This is a genomic window from Variovorax sp. Varisp41, from assembly GCF_047325085.1.
Lineage (GTDB): Bacteria > Pseudomonadota > Gammaproteobacteria > Burkholderiales > Burkholderiaceae_C > Variovorax.
Window position 1 is genome coordinate 2,931,103 of the sequence record NZ_CP168540.1, and the last position, 19,143, is coordinate 2,950,245.

A 19,143-nucleotide genomic window follows, 5' to 3' on the forward strand; every position below is an offset into this window, starting at 1 on the left:
TGGCGCCTCGACCTTCCGTGAATCTCGACCGGCCGGCGCGGTCTTCGCCCCCTGCCGTTGAGAGACAATCGTCGACGATGCCGCGCTCCGCGGCCTTTTCCCCCTCAGCGCCCTCGCCTTCGCGCCTTTTCACCAAGTTTTCATGAAACGCACCTGGCTGCTCTTCGCCCAAGCCGTGACCGTCCTGCTGGCGGCCTATTTCGTGGTCGCCACGCTCAAGCCCGAATGGATCAACCGGCGCACGACCTCGCTGGGCGGCGTGGTGTCGATCATCGAGGCGCCCGCGAGCTCGACGCCCGGCGTGCCCGCGCCCGGCAGCCTGAGCGCCGCGGCCAAGAAGGCCTCGCCGGCGGTGGTGAGCATCAACACCAGCAAGGCGGCACAGCGCCATCCGCGCAGCAACGACCCCTGGTTCCGTTTCTTCTTCGGCGACCAGGACGACCAGCCCCAGGTGGGCCTGGGCAGCGGCGTGATCGTGAGCACCGACGGCTACATCCTCACCAACAACCACGTGGTCGAGGGCGCCGACGAGATCGAGGTCACGCTCAACGACAGCCGCCACGCGCGCGGCAAGGTGATCGGCACCGATCCCGACACCGACCTGGCCGTGCTCAAGATCGAGCTCGACAAGCTGCCAGTGATCGTGCTGGGCAGCTCCGACGAACTGCAGGTGGGCGACCAGGTGCTGGCCATCGGCAATCCCTTCGGCGTCGGCCAGACCGTGACCAGCGGCATCGTCTCGGCGCTGGGCCGCAACCAGCTCGGCATCAACAACTTCGAGAACTTCATCCAGACCGACGCGGCCATCAACCCCGGCAACTCGGGCGGCGCGCTGATCGACGTCAACGGCAACCTGCTGGGCATCAACACCGCGATCTACTCGCGCTCGGGCGGCAGCATGGGCATCGGCTTCGCCATTCCCGTGTCGATGGCCAAGATCGTGCTCGAGGGCATCGTGAAGGAAGGCCAGGTGCGTCGCGGCTGGATCGGCGTCGAGCCGAACGAGCTGTCGCCCGAACTGGCCGAGACCTTCGGCGTGAAGGCCGACGCGGGCGTGATCATCACCGGCGTGCTGCAGAACGGCCCGGCCGCCAAGGCCGGCATCCGCCCCGGCGACGTGATCACCGCGGTGGGCGACAAGAAGACCGACAGCGTGCAGGCGCTGCTGACCGCCGTGGCCGGCCTCAAGCCCGGCAGCACCGCGCGCTTCGCGCTGCAGCGCGGCAGCGACAAGATGGAACTGGACGTGATGCCGGGCCTGCGGCCGAAGAGTCCGGTGCGGCTGGTACCGAACCAAACAGAATGAACCGCGAGCGACAAATTCCTGACCTTGATGCCCTGCACCTTTTTTCTTTTTTGAGGGACAAGAAAGTTCAGATCTTTGGAGTCATTTCCAAGCATCGCAAATGCCGCTATGCATTTAACTTCACCGCTTAGCACAAGTGCACATTGCACAGTAGAAAAGAAGTCGACGGATCAACACCGCCTCCGACAGCATGACAGACATAAAAAGCGACGGAATCCATGCCCAACTCCGAGCAATTGAGCTCATGCATTAATTAAAAACGCAAAGCCTGATTGCAAAAGGAGAAATTTTTGACAAAATCAATCGCATTCCACTTTCCGAAAATTCACTTCCCCAAGCAAAACAATCTGGAGTGGCTAAGGTTGGCTTTCGCGTTGCAAGTTGTCTTTTCTCATGCAACAGAGCATTTTGAAAAAAAATATGTTTTTCTGGAATTTCTTAGGCACTTTCCGGGAGTGCCCGCCTTCTTTTTCGTTAGCGGTTTTTTAATTTACGCCTCCTATCTCAACGCTCAAGGGTCGCGTTATTTTCAAAATAGATTCCTGCGACTATTTCCCGGGTTGGTTTTCGTAACAACAGGCGGAATGGTCATTGTGCTGCTTTCCCACGGCCCCCAAGAATTAATTGAGAAATTTCCAATCTACTCAACTTGGTTTCTTGCACAAATAACACTGGGACAAGCTTACAACCCTGCGCTTTTTCGAGATGTTGGAGTGGGCGTTATAAATGGGTCGCTTTGGACATTGACTACTGAAATAATTTTCTATGCACTTGTTCCGGTCATAGCACGGACAGAGCGTAGTTTGCGCTCGGCAACGCTTCTTTTTACATTCACATCGTTTTTGATCTACGCCTTTGGCCCCATCATATGGACAAAGCCAATATTTCGAGAAAAAACGTTCTACGATATTCTGTCCTTGACTCCGATTGTGTGGGGCTGGATGTTTGGTTTTGGAATTTTGGCAGCGAAACATTACAGCATCATCAAGTCCTGCATGAGATTTCTTCCATTTGGAGTCATTCCCCTTGGAATACTCATTTGGCTCGGACTTGATTCAAACCCTCTATTTGGAGCAACAAATAACCGCCTGGGGATTTTTTATTTCTTCTTCTATGTCGCCATAATAACGTGGCTAGCCTTCGGAACAAAATATCTAAAACTCAGTTTCGACATTAGCTATGGGACATACGTTTGGCACATGCCAATTATAAACCTCCTGCTCATTTTTTCCACGCCGAGCATTTTGGCAGCACTCGTCCTAACCATTGCATTTGCATTCACATCTTGGTTTTTCATTGAAAAGCCCGCTTTGCTTTTAAAGAAAAACTCCCTAAAACCCATTGGCCCTCTCCAGCACCCCTAAGCTTCTATTAATAGAACCTTGCCCCCAAAAATAATTAACAGGCAGCGGAAAGACGAGCCTTTCCAAGAGATGACTGATGCTTTGCGGTTTCAAATTTCATGTTTGATATTCGTGCATTTTCAGGACCTTCCCACTGATATAGTGCTCTGCAAAATATAAGCCTTGGCTTATCACAAGATAGAAAATTGAATCGCTCCAAAATTTCTACGTGGTGCAAGTCTGGTCGACACCAAATTGCCGCAATCGCCAACTGCATGACTGGCCCCTGGCCTCAAGCAAGCTTCAAAAGGTTAGTCGTCACCTGCACCTAGAACGCCAGCGCTTTTTTGATTCGGTGGCTGATGCAGAGCTGCAGCACTTGCATGGGAGCGGCAGACACATAGCGCGCATGCCCCCGCCAACGGATCAAGGGCAGATCGGGTTCAACTGGCGGCGGCGAAGCTAAGGTGCTTGCGGAAATCCACCATCTCTGGCGCGAGAACTGGGCGGGATATCGGATATCGACGCGGCCATTGCCGCGCTGCTGATCGGGCGGCCCAAGCTCCGCAAAGTCAACCAACTGCGAGTGGCGCCTCGAAATTTGACGTCGCCAGATACATTCGGCGTATCTGGAAATGAGCGAGCTGATGGGTGGCGACGCTCTATATGGCGACAATCATCATACGGTGATGAGATGCAATCTGGCGCTCAAAGCTTGCTGCAGGTATCTGCTGGTGGCCGACAAGTGCGTGCAAGAAGGTCACACTGATTGCGAGCACGCACAGGTTACTGAAGGATATTTAGCGCCATCGCAACGCACAGGTCCACCATGAATTCAATTATGCAAGTCACTTGGCGGTGAAGACTGTTGCGCAGCCAACACACCCTCGCCGATCTCTGCAGAATTTATCAAGGCGTTTTTGAAGCGGAACCAGCTTCCTCCTCCTCCGGCGACCTCGAGGCCCGCGAGAAGTACTTGGCCCCGATGATCCCCACCTCGTACAGCACGCACATCGGGATCGCCAGCGCGAGCTGCGACACCACGTCGGGCGGCGTCAGCACGGCGGCCACGATGAAGGCCACGACGATGAAGTAGCCGCGGAAGGAGCGCAGCTTCTCGATGGTCACCATCTCGAAGCGCACCAGCAGCATCACGACGATCGGCACCTGGAAGGCGACGCCGAAGGCGAGGTACAGCGACAGGATGGCCTCGACGTACGAGGAGATGTCGGGCGTGGCCGCGACCGCGGCCGGCGTGAACTTCTGGATGAAGCCGAACATCTTGTCGAGCACGAACAGCTGCACGAAGGCGATGCCCGCATAGGCCAGCAGGCTGCCGAAGATGATCAGCGGCAGCGCGAAGCGCTTCTCGTGGGTGTAGAGGCCCGGTGCCACGAACATCCAGGCCTGGTACATGAGCCACGGCAGCGCGAGCAGCACCGCGGCCATCATCAGCACCTTGAGCGGCACGAAGAAGGGCGAGAACACGCCCACGGCGATCAGCTTGGCGTCGGGCGGCATGTGGGCGCGGATCGGCATCGCGATGATGTCGATCAGCCCGCCCGGGCCGGGCCAGATCGCCAGCAGGATGCCGGCGATCGCCATGCCGTAGACGCAGTAGAGCAGCCGGTCGCGCAGCTCCATCAGGTGCGCGACGAAAGGCTGCTCGGTGCCGGCGAGCTCGTCTTCTTTGTTCTTGGAGTCGGAATCAGCCATTGAGGAGATGGAAAGCGTGGGCTGCCGACGGGCGGCGCGCGTGGGAACGCTGGGTGGAGGGAAAACCGCGCCGCGTCGCTGCTAGCTGACCTTGTGCGGCCGGTAGCGCGCGACGCGCGCCGCGCCCGACAGTGCCTTGGTGCGCACGCCGTTGCGGGACTTGTACCACTGCGGCGTGGCGCCCTGCTTGAGGCGCCAGTTCTTGCGCGGATGCTTGTAGACCGGCATCACCGGTTCCGGTTCGGCCAGCGCCGAGAGGGTTTCGCCCGCGGGAGTGGAGAACTGCTTCTCGAGGTCGCTGACGCCCGAGTGGATGTTCTGCTCCACGTCGCGCGCCGCGTCCTCGACGGTGGTCTTCATCTTGCGGAGCTCGTCGAGCTCCATCGAGCGGTTGACCTCTGCCTTGACGTCGTTGACGTAGCGTTGCGCCTTGCCGAGCAGCGTGCCGACGGTGCGCGCCACGCGCGGCAGCTTTTCGGGTCCGATGACGATCAGCGCGACGACGCCGATCAGCGCCATCTTCTCAATGCCGAGGTCCAGCACGTGTCGCCCGGATCAGGACTTGTGGCGTGCTTCGACGTCGATCGTCGGCTTGTCGGTGGCGGCCGACTGGCTCGTGACCTGGGCGGTGGGGCCGGTGGCGGTCGGTGCATCGGAAGAGGCGCCGTCCTTCATGCCGTCCTTGAAGCCCTTGACGGCACCGCCGAGGTCGGAACCCATGTTACGAAGCTTCTTGGTACCGAAGATCATGACGACGACGAGCAGCACGATCAGCCAGTGCCAGATGGAAAAAGAACCCATGGAAGACTCCTAAGAATGTGCCGATTTTAGTCGCGGCGAATGTGACAAATTTACTTAACGGCTCAGCCGCGAAGCCAGGGGCGCGGACCGCCCATGACATGGACATGGAGATGATGCACCTCCTGCCCCCCTTCGGTCCCCGTATTGACCACCACCCGGTAGCCGCCTTCCGGGTAGGGGTTGCACCCTTGCTCCAGCGCCAGCCTGGGCGCCAGGGTCATGATCTTGCCCATCAGCGCCGCGTCGTCGGGCGTCAACTGGGCCATCGAGGCGATGTGCTTTTTGGGCACCAGCATGAAATGCACCGGCGCCCAGGGCGCGATGTCGTGGAAGGCGAAGACGTCCTCGTCCTCGTAGACCTTGCGCGACGGGATCTTGCCCTCGACGATTTTGCAGAAGATGCAGTTCGGATCAGATGACATCGTTGGGTTCCATGGGACGGCCGTCGTTCATCCGGATCATGCCTTTCACGATCCGGTAGAGGAACCACAGCGAAATCAGGCTCCAGGCGATCCAGCCCGGGACGAAGAGCAGCAGCCAGAGCCACGAGGTGACGATGTACAGCAGCCCGGCCCAGAGCACCGAGCGGATGCGCCAGCTGAAGTGCGAGGCCTGCCAGGTGCCGGCCGCGTCGTCGCGCTTCACGAAGTCGATCACCAGCGCCACCAGCAGCAGTAGCACCGAGGCCTGGGCACCGGGCACCACGGCGCCGATGGCGACGATCAGGTGCAGGATGTAGCTGACCCAGCCCCAGGTCTTGAGCGAGTCGTCGGGCTGAAGGTTCACGATGTCGTTGGGCATGGCGATGTCCTTTCGGTCGTCAGAGTCATCCCTCGGCGCTCAGGCGGTCACTCGCTGGCGGCTTCGCGGGCCTGCACCTTGCGCAGCGCCTTTTCCTCGATGCCGCTGGTGCCTTCGCGCCGCTCGAGCTCGGCCACCACCTCGGCGGGCGACAGGCCGTAGTGCGCGAGCGCCACCATGGTGTGGAACCAGAGGTCGGCCACTTCGTAGACCACCTTCGTGCGGTCGCCGCCGTGGTCGGCGTCCTTGGCCGCCATCACCACTTCCGTGGCTTCCTCGCCGATCTTCTTGAGGAAGGCGTCGGGGCCCTTGTGCAGCAGCCGCGCGACGTAGCTCTTCTCGGGGTCGCCGCCATTGGCGGGCAGGCGGCTTTCGATGACCGCGGCCAGGCGTGCGAGGGCGTCGTTGGTGTTCACGGTGCCGCTCATTTGTAGATCGATTCCGGGTCTTTCAAGACCGGCTCGGTCACGGTCCACTGGCCGTTCTCGTACTTGTTGAAGAAGCAGCTGTGGCGGCCGGTGTGGCAGGCGATGCCGGGCTCGTGGCCCAACTGGGTGACCTTGAGCAGCACCACGTCGTTGTCGCAGTCGAGGCGGATCTCGTGCACGGTCTGCACGTGGCCCGATTCCTCGCCCTTGAACCAGAGCTTGCCGCGCGAGCGGCTGAAATACACCGCGCGGCCGAGTTCGGCGGTCTTCTCGAGCGCCTCCCGGTTCATCCACGCGAACATCAGCACGTCGTTGGTGCCTTGTTCCTGGGCGATCACCGGCACGAGGCCGTTGGCGTCCCATTTCACTTCATCGAGCCACTTCATCGAGAGATTGTCGCTTGGAACTACGATATGGCATTCGCTGCTCGCACTCCAAGACCCTGGGAGGCAAAGTTTCGCTTCAATCAGCTGCTCCTCACTTAAGCTCAGGCCTTCTATGTCACTGAGTGCATCGACAACTGTTGCGATTAGGCAACGATCGAGGATTCTGAGCATAGCTAACACTCCGCAACATCCACAGACTGGCGAGGGCTCTGCTAGAGATCTCGCAAGAAGACCATCCATCACGTCTTCGAACTAAACGCTAGATAAACCTCTAGATTACTAAGCCCAATGTGATACTAGTAATTCATGAAGTCAATTTTGATTATTTGCATCGGCAACATTTGTAGAAGCCCGATGGGCGAGGCACTAATGGCCAGAGCCCTGCCCGAATTTTCCGTAAGTTCCGCAGGAGTCGGAGCTCTAGTAGGCCATAGCGCTGATCCAATTGCGCAAACTCTCATGGGAGAACGCGGATTAGACATTGGGACTCACCGCGCGAGACAGTTGACCCAAGAATTGTGTCAAAACAGCGATCTTATTTTAACAATGGACAGCGACCAGCGCCGACACATCGAATCCCGCTATCCCTTTACTCGAGGAAAGGTTTTTCGCCTTGGGGAAGGAAAAAAGATTGACATCCCCGATCCTTATAAATTAGGACGTGCAGCTTTCGACAGCGCTCTAGGACTCATTGATTCCGGCGTTCAAGTTTGGGCCGATCGCATTTCAAAAATCAAATGAATTCTTCTTATACCGTGAGCGCCCCTCAACAAAACGCAGTTGCAAACAACAGCACCCCGGAAGACGGGGATACTTCAATACATCTGACAGAGTACCTGGATATATTGATTGATGGGAAATGGCTGATTCTTATTGTCACCATTCTTGCAGCAATTGCAGGCACCGGATATGCGTTACTAACAAGCCCGATTTATTACTCAAATCTACTGATTCAAGTCGAAGACGCAGCCCCAGATGCAAAAGGCTTCTTGGGGGATGCCTCCAGCCTATTTGAAATCAAAACCCCATCCGCTGGAGAAATAGAAGTTATACGCTCCCGCCTGGTTGTGGGAGGAGCTGTGGATTCTACGCGCTACTACATCAACGCCAAACCACACTTCGCTCCGCTGATCGGAGAATGGCTCTCGCGACGAGCAAAAAGCAAATCCACGCCACTTTCCCTGTTCGGAATGCGAGGCACCGTCTACGGCAATGAGTCAATTGTGATTAGCCAATTCGATGTCCCCGAAGAGCTTCAGGATCGAAAACCTTTTACGATTTTGACCTTGGAGAACGGACATTTTGAGCTGCATCACAAAACCTTTTCAAGTCCGATAAAAGGAGTTGTTGGGCAAGCACTTCACGCCGAAATACCTTCTGGATCCATCGACCTAAAAATCGAGCAGCTAGATGCCAATGTCGGCGCAGAATTTATTGTTCAACGAGCCTCCCGCTTGCAAGCGATTGAAGACCTTCAAAAACGTCTTCAAACGGGGGAACAAGGCAGGCAATCCAACGTCATCAAGGTAGCGCTCGAGGACAGCGACAGAGGCCGATTAAAAGCCATCCTAAACGCAATCGGGACTAAATATGTCGAGCAAAATCGAGAACGCAAAGCTGCGGAAGCCGAGCGGACTTTAGATTTTTTGGATGCCCAACTCCCGGACTTCAAGCGGCAACTGGAGCGCTCGGAAGACGCTTACACGCGATTCAGAAATCAAAACTCCACTGTTGCATTTGATGAAGAGGCAAAGGCGACTCTGAAGCAAATCGGGGACTTGCAGGCCAAACTGCTGGAAGCGCAGCAAAAGCGGCGAGAGCTAACCTCTCTCTACACAGGTAACCACCCCCGCATTCAAACAATAGATCAACAGATCGCACTCATACAAAAAGACATGGGTGCTCTCAACGCCCGGGTCGGGCGGATGCCAACAATTCAGCAAGATACCTTTCGTTTTGAACGCGATGTACGGGTGGGAAGCCAGCTCTATCAATCTTTGTTGAATAACGCCCTGCAGCTTCGCTTGGTGAAAGAGGGCAAGACCGGCAACGTCCGGTTGCTCGATGTTGCAGTTGAACCATTCGATCCGGTAAAACCTCAGAAGACCCGCATCGTTGTTCTTGCTCTTGCGTTGGGTTTTTTTGCTGGTGCCGCTCTGACACTTGCCAAAAGTGTGCTTTTCCGAGGCATTAGGAACCCGCAGGAAATTGAAAGCCATACAGGATTGAGCGTCCTATCCGTCATCCCTTTCACCCCGGAGCAACAATTATTGGAAAAAAGCATCAATTCTGGCGCTCCCGGCCTTCATCTCCTGACGGTTACCCATCCCGAAAGTACCGCAGTAGAAAGCCTCAGAAGCATGCGAATAGCATTGCAATTTGCGCTGCTAGAAGCCGAAAACAACAGAATTATGATTACGGGACCGACTCCCGGAATTGGCAAAAGCTTTGTTTCGGCAAATTTTGCGTCGATCATGGCCAATTCCGGCAAGCATGTTCTGCTAATTGATGCAGACCTGCGGAAGGGCCATATAAACAAACAATTTGGCTTTGCACGAGAGAAAGGATTATCCGAGCTGCTTATTGGCGATATTCGCCTCGAGGACGCACTTCATCGCGAAGCACAGCCGAATCTCGACGTCTTGACTACCGGACGCTATCCCGTTAATCCGGCGGACATGTTGATGTCTGACACCTTTGCTCGCCTTCTGGATGAGCTTTCGCCGCGCTACGATCTCGTGATTATCGATACGCCTCCCGTCTTGGTCGCTGCAGATGCAACTGCCGTTTCAGCTCTTACCTCCGCAGTTTTGATGGTTGCTCGTGCAGATTTGACTCAAATGGGTGAACTCGTGGAAAGCACCAAAAGACTCAAACAAGGCGGAAAAGCCCCTAGTGGAGTAATTTTCAATGCGATGGACATGACTCGCCGGCATTATGGTAGCCACGGCTATCGCTACGGCGGTTATCGCTATACCGAATACAAATACAACGCCCAATAGCGGTTGAATAAGTGGATAGGCGAGCGCCGTCTGCTAGATAGCAGCGGCGCGCCGCCGCACCGAACACGAGTAAAAACCGTCCTCATCGAAAGCTGCAAACGCGACAACCAGCAGCTTTTAACACCCCTCCACGGAAAACCGTTGAGCTTCGTACGATTCAGCTAGTACGTTTGCTTGCGAGCTGTCTGCTTCGCGTAGATTTTCTGGCTTTTTGCGATAAAATTGCTCGAATTCGAACAAACCATCCAACTGACGCTTACCCAACCACCAAACCCACAGATGTCCAGCAGACGGTCCAAGCTCCAAGAAGATACCTACTTTCGTGTTCTGCGTATTCTTCAAAAAAACCCTGATATCACGCAGCGCGAAATAGCCAATCAGCTTGGCGTGAGTACTGGCGGCTTGAATTACTGCCTAAACGCTTTGATCGACAAAGGCTGGGTAAAGGTTCAAAATTTCGGCCAATCAAAAAACAAATTTGGGTACGTTTATGTTCTTACCCCACAAGGGATAACAGAAAAGGCTTTTCTTGCAGGTCGATTCTTAAAAAGAAAGCTTGAAGAATATGATTCCCTAAAAAGTGAAATCGAGTCTCTAAGATTGGAATCCGACGCAGATTTCAACCACTTGAAATTTACACAAGCAGAATAAATTGAAAATACTTATTGTATTTGGCACTCGCCCCGAAGCCATAAAAATGGGGCCGTTGATCGAAGAGTTGCGAACCAACGATCGTTTTGATGTTCAGGTCTGCGTTACCGGGCAACATCGACAAATGCTAGATCAAGTACTGGATCTCTTCGATATCAGTCCCGCTTTCGATCTCAACTTGATGCGGCCCAAGCAGAGTCTGACTCAACTCACTTGCGGCATTCTCCAGGGCATGGAAGATGTTCTAAAAAATTTCAAGCCGGATTGGATTTTTGTCCATGGAGATACGTCGACCACGCTTTCAGCAAGTTTAGCTGCCTACTATCACCAAATTAAGGTTGCTCACGTTGAAGCAGGGCTTCGAACGCATGATCTTTTATCTCCTTGGCCAGAAGAAGCAAATCGCCAGATCACCGCGAGATTAGCTCAGCTACATTTCACCCCGACGCAGCAGTCAAGGGAAAACCTTTTAAATGAAGGAGTAAAGAGCGACCTGATTCACGTCACTGGAAACACGGTCATTGATGCGCTTATGCGTATCAGCAAGCGCCTGGACAACGATACAAAGATGCGACATGAACTGGAAGATCAGTTCAGTCATATCGATGCAACAAAAAAACTAGTCCTCGTTACAGGACATCGACGTGAAAATTTCGGCACGAATTTTGAATCGATGTGCTTGGCCCTTCGCGATATCGCAGAGCAACGCGAGGTCCAAATCATTTATCCAGTTCATCTGAACCCAAATGTACAAGAGCCAGTCAATAGAATTCTAGGATCTGTTCCAAATGTCCACCTCAGCTCCCCCCTAGACTATCTCCCGTTTGTCTATTTAATGAAGCGTAGTTACTGCATATTAACTGATTCTGGTGGAATTCAAGAGGAAGCACCAGCGCTGGGAAAGCCGGTATTAGTGATGCGCAATACGACAGAAAGGCCGGAGGCAATAATCGCTGGGACGGCCAAGTTGATTGGCACCGATCGCCAAAATGTTTTGGGAGAGACTCTATCGCTAATCGACGATCCAGATTCTTATAAAAAAATGGCATGCGCTCACAATCCTTATGGAGACGGAACAGCGTGTCTTCAAATAAAAAAAATCTTAGACGAACTTTGAATTCAATTAAATCATGAACTTTTTATATTCCACGGTATCGACGATCGGCTTGGGCTACATCGGTCTTCCAACTGCTGCAGTTTTTGCCAGCCGAGGAATCAAGGTCATTGGGGTTGACCTTAATCAAAATGCTGTTGACACGATCAATCGAGGACAAATCCACATCGTTGAACCAGATTTGGATATGGTAGTTCATGCTGCCGTGAAGGAGGGATTTCTTCGCGCGGTAACCATTCCCGAGCCGGCGGATGCTTTTCTGATTGCCGTTCCGACCCCTTTCAAGGACGGACAAAGCGGACCTCACGAGCCGGATCTTGCTTACGTGGAGAGCGCGGCCCGATCGATTGCACCCGTTCTCAAAGCGGGAAATCTTGTGGTTCTTGAATCCACCTCCCCTGTTGGTACAACTGAAAAATTGGCGAGCTGGTTAGCCGAGATTCGTCCGGATCTGACGTTCCCTCAAACTCATGGGGAAAAAAGCGATATCAGAATTGCATATTGCCCTGAGCGAGTCTTGCCGGGACACATACTCCGTGAACTAATTCAAAACGATCGCGTAATCGGTGGTATGACCCCCAGGTGCTCGAAAGCGGCAGTTGATTTGTATCAAATTTTTGTTCAGGGCAAATGCATAACCACGAACTCACGAACCGCTGAAATGTGCAAGCTGACCGAAAATAGCTTTCGGGACGTAAACATTGCATTTGCAAACGAACTTTCCATCATATGCCAGAAGCTTGACATTGACGTTTGGCAGCTGATAAATCTCGCCAATCGCCATCCTCGCGTAAACATCCTACAACCGGGACCTGGTGTAGGGGGACACTGCATCGCAGTCGATCCTTGGTTTATCGTCAGCGCATCGCCCGACGAGTCAAAATTGATTCACACGGCGAGACTGGTTAATGACAACAAGCCTCACTGGGTTATTGATCAGCTTCAGCAGGCGATCACCGATTTACGTCGAGAGAAATCGTTGAACTCCGATCATCAGTTCACTATTGCATGCTTTGGCCTCGCATTCAAGCCCGACATTGACGATTTACGAGAGAGCCCCGCATTGCTAATTGCGACCATGATCGCAAAAAATTGCAACGGCCCTCTGCTTGTCGTAGAACCGAATATCAAAGAACTACCACCAGTTTTAATCAGCAGTGCGATGCTTACCGGCGCTGAAGATGCACTGGAGAAAGCAGATATCGTTATTTTTTTAGTCGGTCACAAACCATTCAAGGCATTGAAAATCACGAATCTTATGAAAGCACGAGTTATAGACGCTTGCGGAGTAACTCAAGCTTCGAATTAACACGAAATCAGCGAGCTCTGAACTCGAGTCGGTTATGCGCCCCATTCGCTGGAAACGCGAATGGGGTTTGATGGCGTGGAAAACTTTTTTTGGCGGGCGGTAATTGAGATCACCGAAAAAGTCAACGGCTTGCCGTATTTTTCGCTCAAATCGTGGTCGCGCATTTCATGATTCGAAAATTTCTATTATCCGACTCAGGAATAAGCCTCATAATGCACCTCGGCAAATCGCTGGCTGCATTGATGATCAACTGGATAGTGCTGTCCAGTTCAACCTCGCAAGATTACGTTACGTGGGCAGTCACTTCGTCCATCCTGATCATTGCAACGGCTTCTGATCTTGGGATTGGGCAGTATGCTACGACGCAATTTATTCACTCTCTCCCCGAGAATCGGACAGAAATACTTCGCTTGGCCATTGTCGCGCTCATGCCTTTGGCAGTGCTGGCCTCTTTATTTGTCTATGTTGCACTGAAGGAAGAAATAGTCTTCTACCGGGTAACAATGGCCTCATTAATCGGATGCCGAATAATATCAATTCCGTTTAGCGCACTCCTAAACGCAGTCAATCAATACAAGATCAGAAAAATAATAGAGCTATGTGTTTATTTGGCCGCAGCGGTCCTTATCGCAACAGCACTATCGCTCGGCCAAAACGTCAAGTTTGCTTTGATTATTTTAAACGCAGCATTTCTCGTGGCAGGAATTGCCACCATAGTTTTTGCAAGAAAATATTTACCACGAGAGCCACAAGTCAAATTAAAAACATCGGGCGAGCCAAGTCTGTTTAGAAAAATCAAAAATCTGTATGTCAAATCCGCGCCGTTCATGGTAAATAATTTAACGGGATTGTTGACGTACGGGGGCTTTATATGGATAAGCAGCTTCATGCTCGATACCGAGGCTCTCGCCAAGTTATCGGTACTTCACGCATTCGTTTTGATGAACGTCTATCAAGTTTATGAAGTCATTCTAAAATCTCGCCAAGCAGACTTGATAAATCCTTCTTACCTGAAGAAGATGCGGCGAATAAACCTTGCGTTTATTTCCATCGTGCCTGTATTTTTAGTGCTTACCGGTAAGCCAATTTTGTTGCTGGTCGCAAAAAATATTCCTTACTCAAATCTCGACATCGTCATTTTTTCGACATTTATTTCGGTGGAGTTGGCTTTTCTATTTTTACAGTCTATCGTGCAAGTAAGGTCCGACGTATCTTCTATGCTCAGCAGATACTCTTTCATCAAATTTTCGGCTCAAGGATCGGCACTGTTCCTGTTCTGGATCTTCTCCGAAGGCAAGAGTTCGGCACTCGCTGTTTATCTTTTAATTATCGTAGCGGCAACCAGTGCAGCTTACTTAAGTTGTCACAGCAGCTTTGCAAAGGCAAACCGATAAGGCGACAGTCATGCTCATAGGTTTCATTGAAGCACTAATGGCTTTTTTTGGCTGCGCTCTTTTATGGCAAAACGCCATACAAAAGCGATTCAGAAATTTTGCCTCAAGCGTTTTTCTGCTTTGCTACGTTCCGCTTTTTTGCATCTATCCGGTCATAGGTCGAATGCTTGCTGAAGGGGCAATTTCCGTTGACTCCCGCAGAATAGACGCGATCTCCGACCCCTTCGTTTATATTATCTTCCAAGCGTATAATTTCATAATACTTATTGGAATCTACTTTTCAACCTCCAAACCCATTCCTTCTCCAACAGAAATCGGCGCTGGATCAATGGAAAAGTGGCAACGCTCGCATTCTCTTTCGCTATTTATTTTTAGCTTGTTGGCATTGGGAGTTTTTCTTTATGTTGACTCAACCGGACTTTCGATTGGCGAATTACTGATAGCAAGTCGGTTCGAGTGGTTCCAAAACGAAGCATACTCATCGACATTAACGGTCATTTCATCTTATTTTATCGCCCTCGCCCCCGCCGCAGTTTATTTGACATTGTCAAATAAAAAATATTTTCTCTTGGCAGCAAGCCTGCTTATTTTAATCGGCTATGGAGCTCTATCCAAAGACCGCAAATGGTTGATCTATATTGCCTCAGGAATATTTGCGGCGCAGTATGTCAGGAGCAATTATTCGATTTTTTTAAGCAAAAAGCAGACCTTCTGGCTCATTTTTTTAGCCACTATCTTAGCGTTCTGGCAAATTGGGCGGGGAATTCTTTTTAGTTATGCCGTTGGAGATTCCGTCGATTTGGCGACAGAGATTCCCAACATGATCGAACAACTTTTGACGCGCGGCGATCTTCCATATTATTACAATGTAAGCGCTACAGCTCTGCACATGAATCTCAATGATGGATTTTCCATTCCTCTGGGGTTATTGCGTCGCCAGCTTTTTTTCTTTCTCCCAGTTGACTATAGCTTCGGGCTCAAAGTAGAGGATATTTCAGCAATCTTCTCTGATGCTATTGATGCTGGCGATCAGATTAGGCGTGGAAACATGCCCCCTAGCCTGATCGGGCTGCTGGTCCTAAGTTTCGAGTGGTGGGGAGGTTTTATTTTTGCGGCCCTATTCCCTCTGGGGCTGGGCTTTCTTGATCGATTTATTCGAAAAAGACGCGGCCCTCTTCAAGTTGCATTGATAAGCTCCTTTCTTTCTTCTACTTTGCTTCTCTTGCGCGGCGACGATAGCTCGGCGACATATTTTATCGTCTTCTCCGCAATGACACTTTCGATGATCAAATTTTTTAGCTCGTCGAAGTCAGTTCGATCGCCAAAAATAGCGTAATTCCCTCAATTCCATGAAAAAAAAGATAGCATTTTATTGCCGAGATACCATCGAAAATATCCAATCCATGGAATATTACCGCCAAGATATCGAGGCCTTCAAAGTTCTTGGATACGAAGTAATCATCTGCACTCGCTACCGCGATATTCCTTTGAAATTCGATATTCTTTTTGTTTGGTGGTGGACGTATGCATTTATCCCCGTCATTTTTACACGCCTGTTAGGGAGGCCCGCCTTAGTTACTGGGGTTTTTAATTTTCGATTGGAAAACAAATCTCTAGGTTTGGATTATTTTTCCCGTCCGATTCATCAACGTTTTCTCATTTGGCTCGGAGTCAAATTAGCATCTGCAAATCTTTTTGTAAGTGAGGCGGAGTTCAAGGAAGTTCCAGCCTACTTCAAACTCAGCAAGAGCCATTACTTTCCTTGCGCAATAGCAGACGATTACTTTAATATTGCTAAGCTTGACGCGCCACGTTCAGGACTTCTCAATATCGCTTGGTCGGGCTCCGAAAATTTGAAACGCAAAGGCGTATGGGACATCGTTGAAGCAATAAGAATTTTGCGCGACAGTGGGACTGTGGTAAACGCAGTTTTGGCTGGCAAGCAAGGCGATGGGTTTATGGCGCTCAAACAGCAAGTTGAAAAGACCGGGCTCGAAAATCAAATTAAAATGCTTGGTGAAGTCACCCACGAAGAAAAATTGAATCTTTTCGCAAAGTCTAGAATTTATTTGCAGCCTTCGCACTACGAAGGTTTTGGACTCGCTACCGCGGAGGCCATGGCTGCCGGATGCAATATCATCACCTGTGACGTGGGGGAGGTTAGAAATGTTATTGGTGAAAATGGCATATATGTAAAGCCAGGCAATCCGAAGCAGCTAGCTCAAGCGATAAAAGATCTATTGGCCAACAAAGAATTGTCAGAAGACCTGGAATTGCAGTCCACCAAACGCCTAAAGTCCCTGTACTCGTTCGCGCGTAAAGTCAGCGATCTTCGCGCGGTGATGGCAGATATAAATTAACCGTCAAGCCCAATACGAAAATGAAAAGAGATTACGCAATCTGCGCCAACTGCGTCATGGATACGTCGGACAGCATGATCAGCTTCGACAGCCATGGAGTCTGCGATCATTGCAACGATTTTGAAAAGAACGTTGCGCCCAATTGGCACACTGATGAAAAAGGCAAAGCTGCGATATTTGAGCAGGTGAAGCAGATCAAAGCAGCCTCAAAAGGAAAGCCCTTTGATTGCATCATGGGTATGAGCGGAGGCCTTGACAGCTCTTATCTTTTGCACCTCATGGTGGCTGAATTTGGTCTTCGTCCGCTGGTCTTCCACGTTGATGGCGGATGGAATACAGATATCGCCGTAAACAACATTCAAGTAATTGTCGAAAAATTAGGCCTGGATTTATACACCGAGGTTATCAACTGGGAAGAGATGCGAGACTTTCAACTCGCCTTCTTTAAATCCGGGGTTTCGCATCTCGACATTCCTCAGGATCACGCGTTCATAGCCACACTCTATCATTTTGCGAATAAACACAACATCAAATACATTCTCAATGGTGGAAACATTTCCACGGAATGCGTAAGGAATCCAAAAGAATGGCTCTATTACGGTACCGACATGGCTCAGCTCAAGGACATTCAAAAGAAATTTGGAACCATGACACTGAGCACCTATCCCTTCAGTAGCGTTCTTTTCCATAAACTCTATTTAAGATACCTCAAAGGCGTACAGGTAATAAAGCCGCTGAATTATCTACCCTACACCAAGGAGATGGCGATATCGACGCTCCAAGAAAAGTATGGATGGAAAGCGTATCCTCAGAAGCACTTTGAGTCCCGTTTTACTCGATTCTTTGAATCCTACTGGCTACCAACAAGATTCGGGTTCGACACCCGGCGAGTTCAATTTTCCAGTTTGATATTGACAAAGCAAATGACAAGAGCCGAAGCTCTTCGGAGGCTTAAAACCCCTGCATTTGACGAGAGCACCATCGAGGAAGATTTTGATTTCATCGCTGCAAAGCTCGGAATTTCCTCGTCTCAGTTGAAGGAATATCAAAATCTGCCTTTGAAATCATATCGAGATTATAAAAATCAAGAGTGGATGTTTGACCTAGGGGCAAAATTCCTAAAAAGCATAGGCGTTGAAAGGTCTGTCAAAAGATGATCGGCATAATCAATTACGGATCCGGCAATATTGGCGCAATTGCCAACATCTACAAACAATTGAAAATTCCCCACTTTATCAGCGCTGACATAAAGGAATTGAGTGGTGCCGAGCGTTACATTTTGCCTGGTGTCGGTGCTTTTGACTCGACAATGCGGCATCTCAAGAGCTCTGGCCTCTTGAGCATGCTTGACTACGAGGTTTTACAGCAAAAAAAGCCAATTCTAGGTGTCTGCGTAGGAATGCAGATCCTTGCGGAATCGAGCGAAGAAGGCGAGGAGAAAGGTTTGGGTTGGATCAAAGGCAAAGTTTGTAGATTTGATCCGCAAACAATATCAACGCAGTTGAAGCTGCCTCACATGGGCTGGAATACCCTTACTCATGTCGAACCCCACCCGCTTCTTTCTGGAATTGATCCAGTTTTGGGCTTTTATTTCCTGCACAACTACTACTACCGTACCTTGTATCCAAGCGATGAAATCGCCAGCGCGACATATGGCGCTCCATTTACCTGTGCTGTCGCGCATTCAAACATTATGGGCGTTCAATTTCACCCCGAGAAAAGTCATGCGAACGGGGTAGCGATTTTTCGAAATTTCTCCATGATCGGGAAAGCCTAGAATGCTACGCTCGAGAATCATCCCCACCTTGCTTCTTCGAAATAATGGACTGGTAAAAACGGTACGCTTTGATAATTCGAAATACATCGGGGACCCCATCAATGCGGTCAAGATATTCAATGAAAAAGAAGTGGATGAGCTTGCATTTTTCGATATCGATGCAACTTCTCGTCAAACTTCGCCAAATTTCGAACTTTTAAAGCACATCGCGACCGAGTCCAGAATGCCTTTGTGCTATGGCGGCGGAGTGAAAGACGCCAAGACGGCATCGAATATTATTAATATTGGGTTTGAAAAGGTATCGATCAGCGCTGCCGCAGTCGAGAGGCCACCGCTAATTAGAGAAATCGCCGACGCTATTGGCTCTCAAAGTGTTTGCGTCACGTTTGATGTCAAGAAAAACAAAATCTTTCCCGGCTACACAATTTACACCCACAACGGAAAAAATAAAGTAAAAACTCCGCTGGTTGACGCCTGCGTCGAAGCTTTAGAACTTGGCGCAGGAGAAATAATTGTTAATTCAATAGACCGTGATGGCACATCCGAAGGCTACGATCTCGACTTGGCTAATCAAATTAGAAGCACCGTGAGTTGTCCGATCACCATGCTGGGTGGTTGCGGAAGCCTGGATCATATGCAAGCATTAATTGACAGCGTTGGCGTCGTTGGAGCAGCCGCCGGGTCCTTTTTTGTATTTAAGGGCCAATATCGCGCGGTCCTCATTAGCTACGCGCGTCCTTCTCGAGTTCGCTAGA

At 51.0% G+C, this 19,143-nt stretch carries 21 protein-coding genes; 13 read left to right on the top strand and 8 right to left on the bottom strand.

Translation table 11 applies throughout. From position 1 onward, the window contains the following. Window positions 1–142 precede the first annotated feature (142 nt). Entirely contained in the window at window positions 143–1,306 is a 1,164-nt protein-coding gene (locus ACEN9J_RS13655) for a S1C family serine protease (RefSeq protein WP_413764329.1), read from the top strand. A gap of 290 nt (window positions 1,307–1,596) precedes the next feature. Next, window positions 1,597–2,670 (top strand): acyltransferase family protein, encoded by a 1,074-nt coding sequence (locus tag ACEN9J_RS13660; protein ID WP_413764330.1) that lies wholly within the window; start codon window positions 1,597–1,599, stop codon window positions 2,668–2,670. 888 nt (window positions 2,671–3,558) lie between these two features. Here the strand turns inward: ACEN9J_RS13660 and tatC are convergent. The 7 genes from tatC to hisI form a co-directional block, all read right to left on the bottom strand. Next, complete coding sequence (gene tatC / locus ACEN9J_RS13665; RefSeq protein ID WP_413764331.1) at window positions 3,559–4,365, bottom strand: twin-arginine translocase subunit TatC; 807 nt, start codon at window positions 4,363–4,365, stop codon at window positions 3,559–3,561. Window positions 4,366–4,446: 81 nt separating this feature from the next. Next, entirely contained in the window at window positions 4,447–4,908 is a 462-nt protein-coding gene (gene tatB / locus ACEN9J_RS13670; RefSeq protein WP_209544646.1) for a Sec-independent protein translocase protein TatB, read from the bottom strand. 12 nt (window positions 4,909–4,920) lie between these two features. Continuing rightward, complete coding sequence (gene tatA, locus ACEN9J_RS13675; protein ID WP_413764332.1) at window positions 4,921–5,166, bottom strand: Sec-independent protein translocase subunit TatA; 246 nt, start codon at window positions 5,164–5,166, stop codon at window positions 4,921–4,923. A 62-nt stretch (window positions 5,167–5,228) separates the two neighbouring features. Next, on the bottom strand, window positions 5,229–5,588 hold the full coding sequence (locus tag ACEN9J_RS13680) for a histidine triad nucleotide-binding protein (RefSeq protein ID WP_057595254.1): 360 nt from the start codon (window positions 5,586–5,588) through the stop codon (window positions 5,229–5,231). Then, the gene (locus tag ACEN9J_RS13685; RefSeq protein ID WP_296783012.1) at window positions 5,578–5,967 is read right to left on the bottom strand and encodes a DUF4870 family protein; all 390 of its coding nucleotides are present in this window, start codon (window positions 5,965–5,967) and stop codon (window positions 5,578–5,580) included. The genes ACEN9J_RS13680 and ACEN9J_RS13685 overlap by 11 nt, the downstream gene beginning before the upstream one ends. A 47-nt stretch (window positions 5,968–6,014) precedes the next feature. Continuing rightward, window positions 6,015–6,395 (bottom strand): phosphoribosyl-ATP diphosphatase, encoded by a 381-nt coding sequence (locus ACEN9J_RS13690; RefSeq protein ID WP_057595256.1) that lies wholly within the window; start codon window positions 6,393–6,395, stop codon window positions 6,015–6,017. Beyond that, window positions 6,392–6,781 carry a phosphoribosyl-AMP cyclohydrolase gene (hisI, locus tag ACEN9J_RS13695; protein WP_413764333.1) on the bottom strand — a complete coding sequence of 130 codons (390 nt, stop codon included), beginning with the start codon at window positions 6,779–6,781 and terminating at the stop codon, window positions 6,392–6,394. The genes ACEN9J_RS13690 and hisI overlap by 4 nt, the downstream gene beginning before the upstream one ends. Before the next feature lie 306 nt (window positions 6,782–7,087). Here hisI and ACEN9J_RS13700 point away from each other — a divergent pair, with 306 nt between their 5' ends. From ACEN9J_RS13700 to wecC, 5 genes are all read left to right on the top strand, one after another. Next, window positions 7,088–7,522, top strand: coding sequence for a low molecular weight protein-tyrosine-phosphatase (locus tag ACEN9J_RS13700; RefSeq protein ID WP_413764334.1), 435 nt, complete (start codon window positions 7,088–7,090; stop codon window positions 7,520–7,522). Next, window positions 7,519–9,783, top strand: a complete 2,265-nt coding sequence (locus ACEN9J_RS13705; RefSeq protein WP_413764335.1) for a polysaccharide biosynthesis tyrosine autokinase — start codon at window positions 7,519–7,521, stop codon at window positions 9,781–9,783. Before ACEN9J_RS13700 ends, ACEN9J_RS13705 begins: the two co-directional genes overlap by 4 nt. Before the next feature lie 279 nt (window positions 9,784–10,062). Next, window positions 10,063–10,434 carry a MarR family EPS-associated transcriptional regulator gene (locus ACEN9J_RS13710; protein WP_413764336.1) on the top strand — a complete coding sequence of 124 codons (372 nt, stop codon included), beginning with the start codon at window positions 10,063–10,065 and terminating at the stop codon, window positions 10,432–10,434. A gap of 1 nt (window position 10,435) precedes the next feature. Beyond that, window positions 10,436–11,551, top strand: a complete 1,116-nt coding sequence (gene wecB / locus ACEN9J_RS13715) for a non-hydrolyzing UDP-N-acetylglucosamine 2-epimerase (RefSeq protein ID WP_413764337.1) — start codon at window positions 10,436–10,438, stop codon at window positions 11,549–11,551. A 13-nt stretch (window positions 11,552–11,564) separates the two neighbouring features. Further along, entirely contained in the window at window positions 11,565–12,857 is a 1,293-nt protein-coding gene (gene wecC, locus ACEN9J_RS13720; RefSeq protein ID WP_413764338.1) for a UDP-N-acetyl-D-mannosamine dehydrogenase, read from the top strand. 32 nt (window positions 12,858–12,889) lie between these two features. Here wecC and ACEN9J_RS13725 read toward each other — a convergent pair whose 3' ends face one another. After that, a complete protein-coding gene (locus ACEN9J_RS13725; protein WP_413764339.1) occupies window positions 12,890–13,021 on the bottom strand; it encodes a hypothetical protein in 132 nt (43 codons plus the stop codon). 48 nt (window positions 13,022–13,069) lie between these two features. Between ACEN9J_RS13725 and ACEN9J_RS13730 the strand changes: the two genes are divergently transcribed. From ACEN9J_RS13730 to ACEN9J_RS13755, 6 genes are all read left to right on the top strand, one after another. After that, a complete protein-coding gene (locus ACEN9J_RS13730) occupies window positions 13,070–14,251 on the top strand; it encodes a hypothetical protein (protein ID WP_413764340.1) in 1,182 nt (393 codons plus the stop codon). Between the two features lie 10 nt (window positions 14,252–14,261). Continuing rightward, a complete protein-coding gene (locus ACEN9J_RS13735) occupies window positions 14,262–15,587 on the top strand; it encodes a hypothetical protein (protein WP_413764341.1) in 1,326 nt (441 codons plus the stop codon). A gap of 67 nt (window positions 15,588–15,654) precedes the next feature. Further along, window positions 15,655–16,611 (top strand): glycosyltransferase family 4 protein, encoded by a 957-nt coding sequence (locus tag ACEN9J_RS13740; RefSeq protein WP_413764342.1) that lies wholly within the window; start codon window positions 15,655–15,657, stop codon window positions 16,609–16,611. A 20-nt stretch (window positions 16,612–16,631) separates the two neighbouring features. Further along, complete coding sequence (locus tag ACEN9J_RS13745) at window positions 16,632–17,768, top strand: N-acetyl sugar amidotransferase (protein ID WP_413764344.1); 1,137 nt, start codon at window positions 16,632–16,634, stop codon at window positions 17,766–17,768. Then, window positions 17,765–18,388 carry an imidazole glycerol phosphate synthase subunit HisH gene (gene hisH, locus ACEN9J_RS13750; RefSeq protein ID WP_413764345.1) on the top strand — a complete coding sequence of 208 codons (624 nt, stop codon included), beginning with the start codon at window positions 17,765–17,767 and terminating at the stop codon, window positions 18,386–18,388. The genes ACEN9J_RS13745 and hisH overlap by 4 nt, the downstream gene beginning before the upstream one ends. Before the next feature lies 1 nt (window position 18,389). After that, a complete protein-coding gene (locus ACEN9J_RS13755; RefSeq protein ID WP_413764346.1) occupies window positions 18,390–19,142 on the top strand; it encodes an AglZ/HisF2 family acetamidino modification protein in 753 nt (250 codons plus the stop codon). The last annotated feature ends 1 nt before the right edge of the window (window position 19,143 follow it).